This window comes from Microbacterium sp. ABRD28, from assembly GCF_003850245.1.
Classification (GTDB): domain Bacteria; phylum Actinomycetota; class Actinomycetes; order Actinomycetales; family Microbacteriaceae; genus Microbacterium.
In genome coordinates, this window is record NZ_CP031015.1 from 1529346 (window position 1) to 1545196 (window position 15851).

Sequence of the window (15851 nt, forward strand, 5' to 3'; positions counted from 1 at the left end):
TTGCCTTGTCAGAGCAAGGTCGACGAAACGGCCCAGGCGATGAGTGTAAGGGTGAACGCGATCCCGGGCGCGTTCCATCGCTCGATGTAGTTGACGGGAACATTGCCGGCCCGAGCGCAGATGCTACTCAAGCGCGTCGCAGCACGATCAGAATCGGCGGCAAAGCCAGGCGCGAGCGTCTCCATCCGCACCACATTGACCCCACGGACGACACCCTGTCCGGCTTGCATCGTATTCACCACGCCGCCCGGTGAGATCAGCATGACCACCGGCCGCACTGAGCGAGACCCATACCGGACGCGAGGAACACCACTCCCGGAAACGCTGATCTGCGACGACGCGGTAAAGGACACCGAGCGAAGCGGGTTACGAATAACGAACTCACCGTTGCGATAGCTCATGCTTGGATACGCCCATAGGACCCAAATCACCCACAAGAGCAGCGCCGCCGGCGCAAGCACGGCACCGGGAGCCACGCGCGCCGGAAGCACAGCCGTCAACGCCGCGAGAAACCCAAAGCCCAACGGCAGCACAACGGCGAGTGACTCAGCGGCCGGAAGACGAAGCTCCCACTTCACTCATCTCTCCCATCCGTGCGCTGGCAATAGGTCGACCCTATGCGACCAACGCTTGAAGGGGCTTTGCGCACGCCAGCAAGTGCGCGGGGCACTGACGGTAAGGCCGGCGGGCGACTCAAGAAGCGCCAAGAACAGCGTTTGCGCGACAGCGGTGCCCCGATTGGCCCTGACCGATGAGACACAAGAACGATCGGTGGATGTCGAATCGGTTGAGGGGTTGAGCGATTCCGTCGCGCTGCCTGAATCGCCCCGGGTCTCGTGGAGGGTCTGATTCCCCGAGAGGATGATGACTATGCCAGCGCAGAGGAAGTATCCGCCGGAGCTTCGTGAGCGTGCGATGCGGCTTGTGGCTGAGGCCCGGAAGGAGGATCCGGAGCTGTCGCTGAATCAGGCAGTGGTCCGGATCGGGCAGCGTGTCGGGGTCAATTCCGACACGCTGCGGGGTTGGTGCAAGCAGGCCGCGATTGACGCGGGCGAGCGTCCCGGGACGACGACGAGTGATGCGGCTCGGATCAAGCAGCTCGAGGCGGAGAACCGGGAGTTGAAGAGGGCGAACGAGATTCTGTTGGCGGCCTCGTCGTTCTTCGCGCGGGAGCTCGACCCGCGACTGCCGTGGTAGTTCAGTTCATCGACGATCATCGTGACCGGTTCGGGGTCGAGCCGATCTGCCGGGTGCTCAGCGAGCATGCCGTGCCGATCGCTCCGTCCGGTTACTACGCGTTCAAAAAGCGGCCGCCGTCGGCGCGGGCGATCAGCGACGCGGAGATGATCGTGCAGATCGAGAAGGTGTTCTGGGACCGAAAGCTCGGCCGCGGGATCAGCGGCGCCCGGAAGGTCTGGCACCTGCTGCGACGGCAGGGCACCGTCGTGGCCCGTTGCACGGTCGAACGGCTCATGCGGCAGCAGGGGCTGCGCGGGATCCGCCGCGGCAAGCAGTTCATCACCACCAAAGCGGACGGGGCGGCATTCCGGCCGCCGGATCACGTGCAGCGCTGCTTCCGCGCGAACCGGCCGAACGAGCTCTGGGTGGTCGACTTCACCTATGTTCCGACGTGGTCGGGGATGGCGTTCACCGCGTTCGTCACCGACGTGTTCTCCCGCAGGATCGTGGGCTGGCGGACCATGAACCGGATGCCCACCGACCTCCCGTTGGATGCGCTCGAGATGGCTCTCTGGATCAGAGACCGCGCGGGCCAGGACGTCACCGGCGTCATCCAGCACTCGGATGCCGGATCGCAATACACCGCGATCCGCTACGCCGAGCGCCTCGCCGACGTCGGCGCGATCGCATCGATCGGAACGGTCGGCGACTCCTACGACAACGCCCTCGCCGAGACAGTTGTGGGTCTCTACAAGACCGAGTGCGTGAAGATCGACGGCCCGTTCCGCACAGCCGACGAACTCGAGCTCGCCACGCTGTCCTGGGTGCACTGGTTCAACGAGAATCGGCTGCACTCATCGATCGGATACCTCACACCGATCGAGAAGGAGAACCAGTACTACCGTGAGGTCAACCCCCAGAGCCAGCCGGCGCTGGGAGAACTCGCCCTCCACTAAACCCGGGGCGATTCAGCCTTCCGCTCGCACGCGAGTGTGCTGGAAGCCGACTCCGAATCGGCCGCCGCGCTACTCCTATTCGAGCCGTGCGGCGAGATCTTTGTCAGCATCCTCAAACGAGCGCGTTTCGACGCCGCCGACGCGCTCCGAAACCGGCCAGCGCAGTCGATCGGAAGGGATACGAGACAAACCGCGATCCGCAAGGTGCGGGCGCGTGACCCTTGCCGTGCGAATATCATCGGACGGGTCCTGCTCTGGAGTCGGATGGCGCGACGAGCTACCCACGGCCATGGACCACGTGAGCTACGGGCTTCGCGGCCCGATTCATCGCATTTTGATCGCCGTCGAAATCTAGCCCTGCGTGTGTACCTCTGTGAGTATCGAAAAGGTGAGCATTGCTGACAACCACCTGACGAGACGTCCTGGGCGGGTCTCGGTTGTTGGTGTGGTCGGGGAGATTCTCATCACGCTGGGTGTGGTTGCGCTGTTGTATGTGGCCTGGCAGACGTGGATCGGGGATGTCATCTACAGCGCCCAGGCTCGCGAGAAAGGTCAGGCTCTTTCCGAGCAGTGGGCACAGGAGTACACCGATTCGACGCTGATGCCGTCAGACGCCTCAAGCTCTCCAAGCTCTCCAAGCTCTGATGGATCGTCCGCGCCGGCGCCGGCGGTGGATCCGCCCGTCCTCGCGCAGCCCGCGGACGCGCAAACTTTCGCCACGATACGTATCCCTCGGTTTGGTCCCGACTACGTCCATGAAGTCGCCGGGGGCACGTCCCGCGAAACCACTCTCGATACCGCCCGTGTGGGTCACTATGACGACTCAGAAATGCCCGGGCAGGTCGGCAACTTCGCCCTCGCCGCGCACCGCACCACGTTCGGCGCCCTCTTCAACCGGATTCCATCCCTGAAAGTGGGAGACGCCATCGTCATCGAGACGGCTGACGGCTGGTACACGTATCGATTCCGTAATCACCAGTACGTCGTCCCCACCCAGGTCGACATCCTTCTTGACGTCCCACAGAAACCAGAGGTCGCCGCGAACGGCCGCTATCTCACAATGACAAGCTGCAGCCCTATCGGCTCCCTCGCCGAACGCATCGTCGGCTACAGCGTCTTCGAAAGCTACACACCCCGGTCCGAGGGTGAACCAGCCTCCCTCACCCCACCCACGGATTCGTAACCCGACAGCCGAGACCAGACGCAAAAGCGGGGGCTCGGACAATCACGCGTCGACTGGACATGTTTAGGTAAACGGACATGTGAGGCGGCGCGGGATGGACGATGTGCAATTCGACGTGATGCTGCGGGGAAGCGCGCCCGCAACCCGTCCGAGAGACGAGATAGCGGCGCACAGCAATCGCATGTTGAGTGAGGCCCGCGCCGGCCGACGTCGACGTCTCCAAACCTGGACCGCAGGAATTGGGCTGTCTGCCGTACTCATCGGTGGAGGGTCGGCCGCACTCGCGGGTAGCGGCGTGGAAACCCCATGGGGGTGGATGGCCGACAACGTCTTCTCCATCCCCCAGAACAACGGAGAGATCTGCTTCCAAGGGATGCGCATTTCGTTCGCAGGCGCCGACCAGGACGCACCGATCGTTGCCGACGCGCGAGAGATCCTCAGCGGGATCGACGTCGACGCGTTGGACACCACTCAAACCGAGGAAGACCTCGCATGGGAGGCCACCCGCTCGAAGAACAACCCGGACCCGCTCAATCCCGACGAACTCAAGCAAAGTGCTATCGGAACGATGGTCGCCCAGATCGTCTTCGATGAGCTCGCTGCCCGAGGCTATGACCTCAACCCCAGCCCAATCTCAGTCGAGACGCAAACCACGGACTGCTCGCAATGACCACTGACCAGAGCGGCGGCTCCTTCTTCGAGTCAGTGGTCAGCGCGAATGGGGCCGATGTCATGCGATACCTCGAAGGGCGCGTACACGACGGCGGTGACGCCGCGGAAGCGTACGGCGAGACGTTGCTGACGGCGTGGCGCGCGCGACGACGAATGCCGACCGATCCGGCGGAAGCCCGATTGTGGCTATTCGGAGTGGCACGCAAAGTGCTGCTGAACAACACACGTTCTCTCGCACGGCGGTCTGCGGCCACCCAGCGCCTGCGAGAGCGCATCACCGCTGCACCGCCGCCGCCGGCTTCAACCGACGCGGTGGAAGTTCGCGACGCCATCAAAGCCTTGCCGACTGAACTCGCAGACGTGATCCGCCTCACCTACTGGGACGGGTTCACATCACACGAGATCGCTGACTTCCTAGGCATACCTGCGTCGACAGTGAGGACACGAATCAGCACCGCACGCGAACTCCTCCGCACCGCCCTCGACCCCGCAGCCACGGCCAGGGATCAATCCACCGCACAGTCGCTATCATCCGAACCTTGACGCCTTCTACCAGCGCCCGCAAGCAGATCCCGAGTGCGACAGGGGTGTAACGCAAGGCAAGGGATACGAGACATATCGCCTTGGAAGATTGCGAGCAGGGGCGCGCTTCGTCGCGGCGCCTCCGCGGTCGCGTCCTCTGGAGATGCCGAATCGCGGTAGCACCGCGGCGATCGATGACGCGCGACGCGCCTTCCGCTCCGGTCCTTCAATCTCCACACGGAGCAACGCTCCGAGCGATGTAGTTGACTGACGAGGAATGGTGCACCGCCAGGGACCACGCCGGCATCAATTCGTGCAGTTGTTGAACCAACGGGAAGACCAGAACGGGCAGAGATGACATCGACACACGAGGACCGGGCCGAACGGGCCGCGCGTGAATTCGCTGACGCAGTGGTGGATTTGGTGGGAGCCGACGGTGAGTCGACGATCTCGACACCTGAGGCGGAGTTCGACGTTGTTGTGAAGATTTCCCCGCGAAGAGCGGACGCCGTTGCACTCGAGGTCATGATCTTCGGCACGGAGCAAGTCGTGGTCTATGCCCGCCGGCCGGCATTGGGTTGGTGGACGTTCGGCGGTACGACCGCCACGGCCGACGCTTGGGCTGTCATACAGCAGATAGTCGATCGGGGCGGACAGGTGATCGTGGAGAAGCGGGGGAACTTCCTTCGTCATGGCATCGTTCGACTCCATGACACAGACGGCGCGCTGATTCAGTCAATGGAAGACGGCGGGGCCGGGCCCTGGAAACGGATCACCACGTTTCCTCCTTACCGAGTGCCGTCGTCAGCGTAAGACGCTTCGATCCCCCGCACGGTGGCAGTCAAAGGTGGCGGAACCGACGAACCGAGTTGAGCCAGCTGACGTTTACGGCTGAAGCGTGCGCTCCCGATGGGATCCGCCAGAGGGACGCCGAGCAGCACCGCAAGGCAAGGGATACGAGTCAGCGGTCGTAGATGTCGCGGCGGTGTCCTAGGGTGACGACGACCACCACGAGGATGTCGTCCTGGACGGTGTAGATGATGCGGTAGTTTCCGACGCGCACCCTGAGGCCGTCCCGGCCCTGTAGTGCCTTGGCTCCGGGCGGCCGCGGATCCTGACCGAGCAGCGCGATGGCGCCGCGGATGCGGTCGCAGTCCTGGTGATCGATGCGCTTGAGCGCTCGAATAGCTGCCGGTCGGATTTCGATCCGGTAGCTCACTCCCAGCCCAGGTCCTTCTTGACCTGGTTCCAGGGGATGTTCTCGCCTTCTTCAGCCATCGCTTCATCGAAGGCAGCCGCGTCCTCGGCGTCCTCGAGAGCCTCGAGCATGCGCTCATACTGCTCCGGACTCACCACCACTGCTGCGCGCTGACCGCGCCGTTCGATGAAGACCGCTTCCTTCTGGGAACGAGCGATCACGTCCGACAGATGGCTGCGGGCGTCTGCGACGCTGACACTCGACATACCGCAAGTGTACATCTATAGCGCAGTGATGTACATCAGGTGCCTCACCCACATCACTCCCATTAGCACGCGGACCGATGCCGAGTGCGACAGCGGGCGTAGCGCGCGTGAAGGGATACGAGACACATCGTGCTGTTGTGGCCGGTGACGCGACCGGTGCCACGTGCTGGCCGGTCAGGTGCCATGGTTGAGGTTCAGGAGCCGTCGAGGGCGTAGCTCGCCGAGCGCGAAGCCGATCTGGTCCACCGGCTAGCGGTGCCGTCACCGCAAGGACAGCAAGCACCTCGCTGGCCCTGCCGATCACTCCCGGTCAGCGGCGGCGCCCTCGGCGAAGGAATCAAGGGCATCCTCTAAGCCTTCTACGTCAGCGACGTCGTAGAAGGCGATGGGTGATCCTGGCCCAATGGCGGCAAAGAAATCGAGCCCGGTATTCGCGTATGTCCGCAGGCTTGCCATCCCCGGCAGTCCAGCAGTCGGTCCGACTTCCGCTCCGAAGACGACGTCAATATGAGTCCGGTTCGGATGTATATAGGCAGTCCTCTCCGAGAGCGGTAGATCTATCTGTTGCACACCTGAGGGACCAACGATGATTGCTCGTCGGTCGGTTAGGAGGTAACGGGTCCGGCGCTTGCGTGCGGCCTTAACGAAGAATCGTCCGATGACGCCGTAGACGCCGAACGCGACGAACAGAAGGCCGAACAGCCACATCAGGCGAGGAGCGGTCGACGAACTTGCAACAGCCACTGTCCAGAGGATGCTTACGGCCAACCACACGACGCTGAATGGCACGAAGAATCCATCCGCCCGGGTGAAATGCACCTGGGCGTCCGGCTGTCCTCGCCAGCGAACTACTTCGCCTTTGAGCATTCGAGGTTCGTTCGTCACACTGCAACCGTGCCACACCCGCACCTGACGACCTCACCTATCCACACTGGAATTGCGATCCTTCGAGACCCTGCGATCTTCGAGTTGTCGAAAGGAATGTGCGATCGAGGACTGGCTTTGGTACGGCGGCAACACGGCTGTCTACAGCGTCGCGAAATGGAGTGGCGGGTGTGCGTCCCCAACCTAGGATTGCGACGTGCGACGAAGGAGCACGACTCAGCGGTGCCGAGGTGCGTGCCCTCGCAGGTATTCAGACCAGCGCAGCTTCTCGCCGACGGCTTGGCGTGGCGCCACGCGGAATGGGGAAATAGACACCATGACGGATGCGTCCTTGCCAGTTGATCCGAGCGCCGGACGGCACCACCGCCTCCCAATCTCTTGCCTCACCACAGGACGCCCTCCGGTGGCAGGAAGAGAACGCCGGCACCGTCCGCTACATCCCCGTCTACGAAGCAGACGGAACCACTCAGATTGGTCAATTCCGAGTCGGCGACAACTAGAGCGCACGCGGATGGTGAGACGGTGCCGATCCCCGGAGCAACATCCAGCTGCAGCAAAGGAAGGGATACGGGACAGGTCTAGCCCCGAATCGGGCCACATGTCGCTTCCGCGCTACGACTTCACCTGACGGCCCTACGAGAAACCCGATGACGGGGAGGCGCGGCCTGCTAACGAATTCCCGCATCGTTGGGCAGCGCGCGGTCCGCGACCCCGATGCGATCGTGTCCGAGAGGGTCACGCCTTAGCTCGTTGCTCAAATGGGCTTAGCCCAGCACTGTGTCTGCGTATACGTCCACGCTCGACCCGTTCTGAACGAACTGAAGCACTGTTCCGATGCGGTAGAAGTTCAGAACGGATGACGGGCTCGCTTCGTCGACGATGACGGTTGTAGCGGGCGGAAACGCCGCCGCTCCGCAGTTAGTAACAACGGCGCCGCGGCCTGGGTCGCGCTCGGCATTGTCTGGCGTGAGAACGCTGAGACAGTCCGTCCCGGCGGCTGTGTCGGTGGAGGTCGATTCGCGGAAGATGACTGTGTAGCCAAGGAAATCGGCGTATCGCTTGTCTGCGGGCTGCGGTTCGCCGAGCGAGGAGGGCCAGGTACTGCTGTCTTGGGCCGGCAGGCTGGTGACGTGTTGCACGTCCGCGTAGGGCGACTCCGCTCGAACGAGTGCAGCGGTGGTGGCTGATGTGATGGCGGCGAAGACCACCGCGGCGGCCAGCGTGAGAGCAACAACGATCGGTGCGGGTGTGCGAATCGCCCTCCGTGACTCGGCGGCGTTCATCGATGATGTGGACCGTTCGGTGTCGGTAGCTCTCGGACTGCGATCTGCTCCCAGATCGATCACGGGATGTATTCCGTCGCCCTGAAGCTCTTCGACCGTCGCGGCGTGACCTTCAAGTTGGCGAAGGCGTTGCTGCGCGGACGGATCGTTGCCGATGTCCGCGTGTGGTCCGTAGGCGCGCTCTCGTAGAAGCTTGAGCTCCTCGTCAGTGCGATCACTCATCGGGCCGGTCCCCCAGTGCCGTGGTCATGCAGAAGTTGTAGCGTCGCATCGTCGTCTCCATCACTGATCTGGATGTGCCGGTCGAACGCTGAGTTCACGCGGAATGCCACGCTGCAGTGAAAGGTGGTGGAGCCGTGACCGAAAACGCACAGCGGACGTACACCAGTTGTCCGTGCCGCCACGATGTCCATTAGGTCTGGGGGTCCCAGGTTGCGCGGAGAAGGCGGATGGCGTCGTCCAGTCCGACGTTGGCTGTTGCGCACTGGTGCGCGAGGGCTCTGGCGGCATCGAGGACGGCACGGTTCGTGGTCGAGGCTGATGGGCTGACGCGGGTGCTTCCGCCGGCCTTTGCGCGAAGGATGCCCTCGGACTCGAGTGCGCGGTATGCCTTCGCGACGGTTCCGGGGGCGACGGAAAGGTCGCGGGCGAGTTGGCGGACAGAGGGCAGCCGATCGTCCGCGGCGAGTTGGCCGGATGCGATCAGTCCGCGTAGTTGGTCGGCGATCTGATCCGAGGGCGGAGTAGATCCGGCCAGTTCAATGCGCATGAGACGCCGTCCGGGTTCGCGTGGCCGCCAGCTGCTCGATAAGTACTCGGAACCAGAAGACGAACCCAGTTGTGATCGCGCAGGCGCCGAGTATGAGAAGTGCGGGGGCGAGGAACGCGAAGGGTGGGAAGACTGGCACGAGCGCGCCGTCCAGCGGAATCCCGGTGTTGAGGGCTGCGGTGTAGGCGAAGAAGATCAGCACAGCACCTAAATGGATGAGGCCGGCGCCAGACGCTGTCATGAGGATCGTCCGACTTCGGAACCGCCGGATCTCGAGGTCGTCGGCGGATTCTTCGGCGACTGGTGGCCGTGCAATCACCGCGAGCCCCAGCACCGCTGTTGCTGCAAGCACGGCTATCAGGAGGAGGCTCGGGCCGGAGAATGCCCATCCGTAGATCAGGCGGCCGACGGTACCGACTCCGGCATCCTGCATCCACATCGAGTACGCACCGTCCTCGTCTGGTTGCGATGCCACACCACCCACCACAGCGAGCGCCACAGCACTGACGGCGATGACGATCGCGAACGCTAACCACCCCCGCGGCGCGAACGTGGCCGGCGTCCGGCGAGCAAGATCCGCCACTGCTCGTCTCGGTCGCGGTGTGGCCGGAATGCATTGCAGCCCCGTGGCGATGATGCCGCCGACCAGCGAAGCTGTGAACTGCCACTCGCCAGGAATCATCGACAACCACCCGAACGGGCTAGGGAGGGTGACGACCTGGAACGGCCAGTTACCGCTGCCCAGAACCACAACCGCAAGCGTCACCGCGATCGCGAGCCCAACCACGGCCCACACGCGAGCGCGCGCCGGCAGATCAGCCACCACCCGGGGCCAGAGCCTGGTCAGCAGCATCGCCAGCACCAACCCGATCACCGCCGGCGCGATCATCAACGCGGCATACGTCGCATACATCCGACACCACCATCCGTACCAAGTTATAAGTACGGTGAGTGTGTCACTGGCTTGATACAGAGTCAACGCCTGATCTCAACATTCACACGCGAATCCCGCTCACGCGATGACTCCAAGCGTTGCGCAAGGCCTTAGACGCAGGAACGATCGGCGGACGTCGAACCGGTTGAGGCATTGAGCGATTCAGCCGCGCTGCCTTCCGCTCGCACGCGGGTGTGCTGGACGTCGACTCCGAATCGGCCGCTGCGCTACTCCTATTTGAGCCGTGCGGCGAGATCTTTGTCAGCATCCTCAACGAGCGCGTTTCGACGCCCGCGACGCGCTCCAAAACTGGTCAGTGCAAACGAACGGAAAAGATACGAGACGGGTCGCGGTCGAAGATGTGCGGGAAGGGCAAAACCTGGCTCGCAAGCGATCACGCGCAGCCTTGTTCGCGTTTCCGTTCACGCGCACAAACCAGGGCTCCTCTACGCCCTGTTCTTCGTCCCGAGTCCCTCACGCGGGCGTAGCGTGGAACTCGTCGGAAGGGATCACGATGTCCGCTCTCACCGAAACCGGCCGCACCGCGGCATCCGTCGACCGGGTTCTCCTCGGGCGCGCGATCGTTCTCGTGCTCGCGCTCGGGCAGATCGTGTCGAACGTGGTGTTCGAGGTGTTCTCGCCGAACGACCTGCAGTCGGGCGTGGAGTTCTCGCCGATCGTGCCGCCGGGCCCGATGTTCGCGATCTGGGGAGTCATCATCACCGCGAGCATCCTGTGGTCGGTGCTGCAGGTGCGCCCCTCGGTGCGGGACTCTGCGGTGCGCGACCGGCTCGTCGTGCCACTCAGCTTCGTCTACGCGGGATTCGCGCTGTGGCTGGCCGCCGCGTCCCTGGGTCAGCAGTCGCCGCTCACACTCCTGGTGTTCGTGCTCATCGTCGGGGCCCACGCCGTCGCGTGGCGGCGGATCACCCAGGGGCGCGCCGAGATCGCCGGTTGGAAGCCCGTGGACCGCATCACGCTGTACGTCTCGCAAGGGATCTACGCGGGATGGACTTCGATGGCGTTCTTCGTCAACGTCGCCACGGTCGCCCAGGGGGCCGGCGCCCCGAATGACGGGGTGTGGGGCACGACGTGGCAGCTGTTCGTCATCGCCGCCGCGGCCGGCGTCGCTGTGGTGTTCGTGGTGCTGAGCGGCGGAAGTGCGTTCTACGCGCTCGCCGCGTCGTACGCGCTCGTGGGCGCGGGGATCTCGTCGAGCCTAGGCGGCTTCACCGTCCTCGCGGTCGCGCTGGGCGTGGGCGTGGCGATCGTCGTCGGCTCGACGGTGGTGGTGCGTGCGCTTCGCGCCCGCCGCGGCGTGGGCTGACGCTCGGAGCGGAGTAACGGGGTCTGCGGGCCGAGACCAGTGTGGGCCCCGCGGCGCCGGCTTCGGAGGTGGCGCGTGTGGCGGGATTGCGCATTGGAAGATCGCCGTTCGCGACCATCGATCGCGGTGGGCTCACCGAGCGCCGACATCGCGAATGCGCGCCGGGACGCCATTCACGCGATGAAGAAGGAGTGCCCCCGACAGGAATCGAACCTGCGACCTTTGGTACCGGAAACCAACGCTCTATCCCCTGAGCTACGGAGGCGTACCGGTCGAGATTACCACCCGGAAGGGGGCCTTCCCGACGGTCAGGGAGCGACGATGTCCTCGTTCAGCGGCGCGTCGGCGACGACATCCGCTCCCTCGCCGAGAGTGCGCACGGCCTCGGCGACGCGGTCGGCGAGGTAGGCATGACCGTCGGTTGACGGGTGGTCGCGGCCGATCCCGGTGTCGATCACCGCGTCGTAGTTGGTCTCGGTGATCCACTCCTCGTCGATCGGGGAGATGTACCACCAGCCGCGGCCGGCCGCGAGAGCAGCGAGGTCATCGTCGATCTGCGCGGTCGCCGCCTCCACCGGCAGCACCTGCGGCGCGGGGCCGAGGATCACGACCGAGGCCTCGGGGTAGGTCGCCGCGACCGCGTCCCAGACCGCCGTCACGGCCTCGGAGTACCCTGCGGGGTAGAGGCGGCGGTCGTTGATCGAGCCCTGCAGGATCACCAGGTCGGGATCCAGCGAAGGGTCCAGCGCCGCCACGCGCTCACCGAACGAACCGCCGTCCAAACCCGGCTTGAGGTAGCCGCTGCCACGAACACCGTTCACCGTGACCTCGGCGCCGAGGCGATCGGCCAAGAGGTACGCATAGCCGAGGGACGGGTCGCTGGCGGCCGAGCCGAAGGTCCACGAGTCGCCGAACACCAGGATGCGGGGGGTCTCGGGGAGCACGAGCGGTGCGGGCTGGATGACCGCGTCCTCCGGCGCCGCGACAGCCACCGGCGGGGCCGGGGGAGGCGTGAGCCAGTCCCGGATGACCGCCACGGCGGTCACCGCGCCGACGGCGACGGCGAGCGCCAGCACTGCCGCAATCAGGCGGCCACGCCACGACGGCCGGGGGGCGAGGGCACGGGTCACACGGGAAGGGTAAATCACTCTCGGCCCTGCACCGAATCCGACGCTCTCGGAGCGTGCGAGGATACTCCGGTGCCGCGTGTCGTGACCGCTGAAATGGACCTGGAGATCTGGTCTCCCGTCGACCTGATCCTCCAGGTCGCGGCGACCCGTCACACCCCCCTCGCCGAGGAGTCTCTGACGCTCCGTCAGGGCGATCGCGAGTACACGCCGACCGAGATCGTCGACCAGAACGGCAGCCGCCTGCACCGCATCACGGGCGAGGCGGGGGTGCTCGAGGTCCGCTACCGCGCGGTCGTCACCGGCCCCGCCGCGGCGACCGAACCCCGCGACCTCGAGACGATCACCTACCTCCGGCCGAGCCGGTACTGCCAGTCCGACGAGGTGTTCGCCCAGGCCCGCCGTCAGTTCCGGGGCTTGGAGGGTGCCGAGCTGCTGGCGGCGGTCGAGGACTTCGTCGCATCCAGCACGACCTACGCCCCCGGCCTCAGTCAGGGCACCGACAGCGCGGTCACGACGCTCATGACCGGGCAGGGCGTCTGTCGCGACTACGCGCACGTGGTCATCGCGCTGCTGCGGGCGATGGATGTGCCGGCGCGCTACACCGCCTGCTACGCCCCGGGGCTCACGCCCATGGACTTCCACGCCGTCGCCGAGGCCTACCTCGACGGAGCCTGGTACGTCATCGACGCGACACGGCTGGCCGACCGGCGCTCGCTCGTGCGCATCGCCACCGGGCGCGATGCCGCGGACTGCGCGTTCCTCAGCTACCACGGGGGTGCGGTCGGCCTGCAGCACCTCCGGGTCGACGCCGAATGGACGGCGGGGGAGGGCGTCGATCCGGATCTCCCGGGCGGCGCCGACGACCACCGCGCCCTCGTGCGGATCGGCTGACCCACGGCATCCGGCGGGTATACCCGCCACATCTAGACTGGTCGGGCTATGAATCCCGACACGCTCTCCGCCGCCCTGCTCGACGTCATCGCCCCGCTTGCCGAGGCCCGACGTCCGGGGGCGAGCGAGGGGCTGACGGCGGCCGACCTGGTGCTGGAACGGCCGAAGAACCGCGACCACGGCGACTGGGCCTCCAACGCCGCACTGAAGCTGTCGAAGGCGGTCGGGGCGAACCCGCGCGAGTTCGCGGGTGAGATCGCCGAGCGCCTCCGCGCCGTCGACGGCGTCGCCGAGGTCGAGGTGGCGGGACCCGGCTTCATCAACATCCGACTGGATGCCGCCGCTGCCGGCGCCCTGGCGAAGCAGATCGTCGATGCGGGGGAGGCCTACGGCACCGGCGACGCGCTGGCCGCCGAGGTGATCAATCTCGAGTTCGTCTCAGCCAACCCGACCGGCCCGATCCATCTGGGCGGCACCCGGTGGGCGGCGGTCGGCGACGCGCTAGCGCGCCTGCTGTCGTCGCAGGGCGCTCGGGTGACCCGGGAGTACTACTTCAACGACCACGGCGCGCAGATCGACCGATTCGCCCGCAGCCTGGTCGCCGCACACGAAGGGCGGCCGACCCCCGAGGACGGCTACGGCGGAGCGTACATCGGCGACATCGCCCGTCGCGTCGCTGTCGCCTACGAAGGCGACATCGATGCCCTCGACGCCGAGGCGAAGCAAGAGGCGTTCCGCGAACTCGGCGTCTCATTCATGTTCGATGAGATCAAGGCCAGCCTCCACGAGTTCGGTGTCGACTTCGACGTCTACTTCCACGAGAACGACCTCCACGACTCGGGCGCCGTCGAGCGCGCCGTCGCCCGGCTTCGCGAGCTCGGACACATCTACGAGGCCGACGGTGCGACGTGGCTGGAGACCACTCGGTTCGGGGACGACAAAGACCGGGTCGTCATCAAGTCCGACGGGCAGCCGGCGTACATCTCCGGCGATCTCGCCTACTACCTCGACAAGCGCGAGCGGGGCTTCACCCAGTGCATCATCATGCTCGGCGCCGACCACCACGGCTACGTGCGACGCATGATGGCGATGTGCGCCGCATTCGGTGACACGCCGAACGTGAACCTGCAGATCCTCATCGGCCAGCTGGTCAATCTCGTGAAGGACGGTCAGCCCGTCCGGATGTCCAAGCGGGCCGGGACAGTCGTGACCATGGAGGATCTCGTCGAGATCGTGGGAACGGACGCGGCGCGGTACGCCCTCACGCGCAGCTCGACCGACTCCAATCTCGACGTCGACCTCGACGTCCTTCAGAAGCGCACGAACGACAACCCCGTCTTCTACGTCCAGTACGCCCACGCCCGCACCCACAACGTCTCGCGCAACGCTGCGGACTCCGGGGTGGACCGGTCGGAGTTCGCACCCGAGCTGCTCACCCACGAGACGGAGTCGGCGCTGCTCGGAGCCCTGCAGGAGTTCCCCCGGATCGTGGCGTTCGCCGCCGAGGTGCGCGAGCCGCACCGGGTCGCACGCTACCTCGAGGAGCTCGCCGGGCTCTACCACCGCTGGTACGACAACTGCCGCGTCATCCCGCTGGGGGACCAGCCCATCGAACCGGTGCACCGCACCCGCCTGTGGCTGAACGATGCCACCGGCCAGGTGCTCCGTAACGGCCTGACGCTCCTCGGCGTCTCGGCACCTGAGCGGATGTAGCACGGTGAACCCGGGGGACACCCAGCCGACGCAGCCGCTCCCCGAGTGGGCGATCGCCACCGCGCCGCCCCCGCGCCGGCGTCGCCGGGTCTGGCCGTGGCTGCTGGCCTTCTTCATGGTGGCGGGCCTGGCGGTCGTGGCGTGGTTCGTCGGTGAGGCCGTCGCGCGAGACCTCGTCATCCGCACCGTCCGCGAGCAGGTGATCACCAATCTCGCGCTCCCGGCCGATCAGCAGATCGACGTCGAGGTTTCCGGTGCCGTCCTCCCGCAGCTGATCCGCGGGAGCCTCGACGACCTCGCGATCTCATCGGACGATGTCACGATCGGGCCGCTGACCGGCGACATCGATGTCCGCGTCCAGGGGGTTCCGATCAGAGGGGATGCCGACCTGGAGGCCGGGTCGGGATCTGTCACCCTCGACACGGCGCAACTGCAGGCCCTCCTCGGCAGCCTCGAGGGCTTTCCGGACGGTGCCGAGGTCGCGCTCGACGCTCCGGACGTGCGCCTCTCCACCGCTTTCCCGGTGTTCGGGGTCGAGGTGCCGGTGACGATCGCGGTCGTCCCCCAGGCGGTGGAGGGCGACCTCGCCCTCACCCCCTCCGCGGTGTCGGTGGCGGGGGCGGAGCTCACCGCCGATGGCGTGCGCGACCAGTTCGGCGGGCTCGCCGACGGCGTGCTCCAGACCTGGACCGTCTGCATCGCCGGCGACCTGCCGGCGGGGGTCACCCTGACCGACCTCGTCGTCGAGGGCGACCGGCTGACCGGATCGTTCGATGTCGACCCCGCCATCGTCCGCGATGTCTCGCTGCAGGAGAACGGCACGTGTGCATGACGGGTCGGACGAGGCCGGACGTCACGCGACCGGTGGGCAGTGGGGCTCTGCCCTAGACTGCAAGGACTGCCCGACGCGTGAGTCCTCCGGTCGAGGCAGCCCGTCACACCG

The 15851-nt window shown here is 65.8% G+C and carries 17 protein-coding genes, 1 tRNA gene and 1 other annotated feature; of the genes, 9 read left to right on the forward strand and 9 right to left on the reverse strand.

What is annotated here, in order from left to right; all coding sequences use genetic code 11:
* Positions 1-8: 8 nt before the first annotated feature.
* Positions 9-578 carry a hypothetical protein gene (locus DT073_RS07405; protein WP_124292808.1) on the reverse strand — a complete coding sequence of 190 codons (570 nt, stop codon included), beginning with the start codon at positions 576-578 and terminating at the stop codon, positions 9-11.
* Positions 579-870: 292 nt separating this feature from the next.
* Between DT073_RS07405 and DT073_RS07410 the strand changes: the two genes are divergently transcribed.
* From DT073_RS07410 to DT073_RS07430, 5 genes are all read left to right on the forward strand, one after another.
* Positions 871-2135 (forward strand): IS3 family transposase gene (locus DT073_RS07410; protein ID WP_240638678.1). Its coding sequence is split into 2 segments (ribosomal slippage): positions 871-1162 and positions 1162-2135, totalling 1266 coding nucleotides; the frame shifts between segments, so codons are not numbered across the junction.
* Positions 1155-1283: a sequence feature (AL1L pseudoknot), on the forward strand. Its footprint overlaps the gene before it by 129 nt.
* Positions 2136-2523: 388 nt before the next feature.
* Entirely contained in the window at positions 2524-3318 is a 795-nt protein-coding gene (locus DT073_RS07415; RefSeq protein WP_240638804.1) for a class E sortase, read from the forward strand.
* A gap of 316 nt (positions 3319-3634) precedes the next feature.
* Positions 3635-3988, forward strand: coding sequence for a hypothetical protein (locus DT073_RS07420; RefSeq protein ID WP_124292810.1), 354 nt, complete (start codon positions 3635-3637; stop codon positions 3986-3988).
* Positions 3985-4533, forward strand: a complete 549-nt coding sequence (locus tag DT073_RS07425; protein ID WP_124292811.1) for an RNA polymerase sigma factor — start codon at positions 3985-3987, stop codon at positions 4531-4533. Before DT073_RS07420 ends, DT073_RS07425 begins: the two co-directional genes overlap by 4 nt.
* Positions 4534-4866: 333 nt before the next feature.
* Positions 4867-5325, forward strand: a complete 459-nt coding sequence (locus tag DT073_RS07430; protein ID WP_124292812.1) for a hypothetical protein — start codon at positions 4867-4869, stop codon at positions 5323-5325.
* A 148-nt stretch (positions 5326-5473) separates the two neighbouring features.
* On the opposite strand, the gene DT073_RS07435 is transcribed toward DT073_RS07430, so the two are convergent.
* From DT073_RS07435 to DT073_RS07460, 6 genes are all read right to left on the reverse strand, one after another.
* Positions 5474-5731, reverse strand: coding sequence for a type II toxin-antitoxin system RelE family toxin (locus tag DT073_RS07435; RefSeq protein WP_124292813.1), 258 nt, complete (start codon positions 5729-5731; stop codon positions 5474-5476).
* Positions 5728-5976 carry a type II toxin-antitoxin system Phd/YefM family antitoxin gene (locus DT073_RS07440; RefSeq protein WP_124292814.1) on the reverse strand — a complete coding sequence of 83 codons (249 nt, stop codon included), beginning with the start codon at positions 5974-5976 and terminating at the stop codon, positions 5728-5730. Before DT073_RS07440 ends, DT073_RS07435 begins: the two co-directional genes overlap by 4 nt.
* Before the next feature lie 300 nt (positions 5977-6276).
* Positions 6277-6765 (reverse strand): PH domain-containing protein, encoded by a 489-nt coding sequence (locus DT073_RS07445; RefSeq protein ID WP_124292815.1) that lies wholly within the window; start codon positions 6763-6765, stop codon positions 6277-6279.
* A gap of 860 nt (positions 6766-7625) precedes the next feature.
* Positions 7626-8366 (reverse strand): hypothetical protein, encoded by a 741-nt coding sequence (locus tag DT073_RS07450; protein ID WP_124292816.1) that lies wholly within the window; start codon positions 8364-8366, stop codon positions 7626-7628.
* Positions 8367-8556: 190 nt separating this feature from the next.
* Positions 8557-8913 (reverse strand): GntR family transcriptional regulator, encoded by a 357-nt coding sequence (locus tag DT073_RS07455; RefSeq protein WP_124292817.1) that lies wholly within the window; start codon positions 8911-8913, stop codon positions 8557-8559.
* Positions 8903-9826 (reverse strand): hypothetical protein, encoded by a 924-nt coding sequence (locus DT073_RS07460; protein WP_124292818.1) that lies wholly within the window; start codon positions 9824-9826, stop codon positions 8903-8905. Before DT073_RS07460 ends, DT073_RS07455 begins: the two co-directional genes overlap by 11 nt.
* A gap of 535 nt (positions 9827-10361) precedes the next feature.
* On the opposite strand from DT073_RS07460, the gene DT073_RS07465 reads away from it, so the two are divergent.
* On the forward strand, positions 10362-11174 hold the full coding sequence (locus tag DT073_RS07465) for a TspO-related membrane protein (protein ID WP_124292819.1): 813 nt from the start codon (positions 10362-10364) through the stop codon (positions 11172-11174).
* 192 nt (positions 11175-11366) lie between these two features.
* Here DT073_RS07465 and DT073_RS07470 read toward each other — a convergent pair.
* Both DT073_RS07470 and DT073_RS07475 read right to left on the reverse strand, forming a co-directional pair.
* Positions 11367-11439 (reverse strand) — tRNA-Arg (locus tag DT073_RS07470).
* A gap of 43 nt (positions 11440-11482) precedes the next feature.
* A complete protein-coding gene (locus DT073_RS07475; RefSeq protein ID WP_164478166.1) occupies positions 11483-12304 on the reverse strand; it encodes an SGNH/GDSL hydrolase family protein in 822 nt (273 codons plus the stop codon).
* A 69-nt stretch (positions 12305-12373) separates the two neighbouring features.
* Between DT073_RS07475 and DT073_RS07480 the strand changes: the two genes are divergently transcribed.
* The 3 genes from DT073_RS07480 to DT073_RS07490 are packed head-to-tail and all read left to right on the forward strand — an operon-like array spanning position 12374 to position 15740.
* Complete coding sequence (locus tag DT073_RS07480) at positions 12374-13195, forward strand: transglutaminase-like domain-containing protein (protein ID WP_124292820.1); 822 nt, start codon at positions 12374-12376, stop codon at positions 13193-13195.
* A 48-nt stretch (positions 13196-13243) separates the two neighbouring features.
* A complete protein-coding gene (argS, locus tag DT073_RS07485; RefSeq protein ID WP_124292821.1) occupies positions 13244-14908 on the forward strand; it encodes an arginine--tRNA ligase in 1665 nt (554 codons plus the stop codon).
* Positions 14909-14912: 4 nt separating this feature from the next.
* Entirely contained in the window at positions 14913-15740 is an 828-nt protein-coding gene (locus DT073_RS07490) for an LmeA family phospholipid-binding protein (RefSeq protein WP_205783057.1), read from the forward strand.
* Positions 15741-15851 lie beyond the last annotated feature (111 nt).

What these genes read in the sequence shown, in the direction of transcription:
- DT073_RS07450 (WP_124292816.1), bottom strand. Translation starts at nt 8,366, where the DNA reads ATGAGTGATCGCACTGACGAGGAGCTCAAGCTTCTACGAGAGCGCGCC.
- DT073_RS07455 (WP_124292817.1), bottom strand. Translation starts at nt 8,913, where the DNA reads ATGCGCATTGAACTGGCCGGATCTACTCCGCCCTCGGATCAGATCGCC.
- DT073_RS07465 (WP_124292819.1), top strand. Translation starts at nt 10,362, where the DNA reads ATGTCCGCTCTCACCGAAACCGGCCGCACCGCGGCATCCGTCGACCGG.
- DT073_RS07425 (WP_124292811.1), top strand. Translation starts at nt 3,985, where the DNA reads ATGACCACTGACCAGAGCGGCGGCTCCTTCTTCGAGTCAGTGGTCAGC.
- DT073_RS07430 (WP_124292812.1), top strand. Translation starts at nt 4,867, where the DNA reads ATGACATCGACACACGAGGACCGGGCCGAACGGGCCGCGCGTGAATTC.
- DT073_RS07460 (WP_124292818.1), bottom strand. Translation starts at nt 9,826, where the DNA reads ATGTATGCGACGTATGCCGCGTTGATGATCGCGCCGGCGGTGATCGGG.
- argS (WP_124292821.1), top strand. Translation starts at nt 13,244, where the DNA reads ATGAATCCCGACACGCTCTCCGCCGCCCTGCTCGACGTCATCGCCCCG.
- DT073_RS07440 (WP_124292814.1), bottom strand. Translation starts at nt 5,976, where the DNA reads ATGTCGAGTGTCAGCGTCGCAGACGCCCGCAGCCATCTGTCGGACGTG.
- DT073_RS07420 (WP_124292810.1), top strand. Translation starts at nt 3,635, where the DNA reads ATGGCCGACAACGTCTTCTCCATCCCCCAGAACAACGGAGAGATCTGC.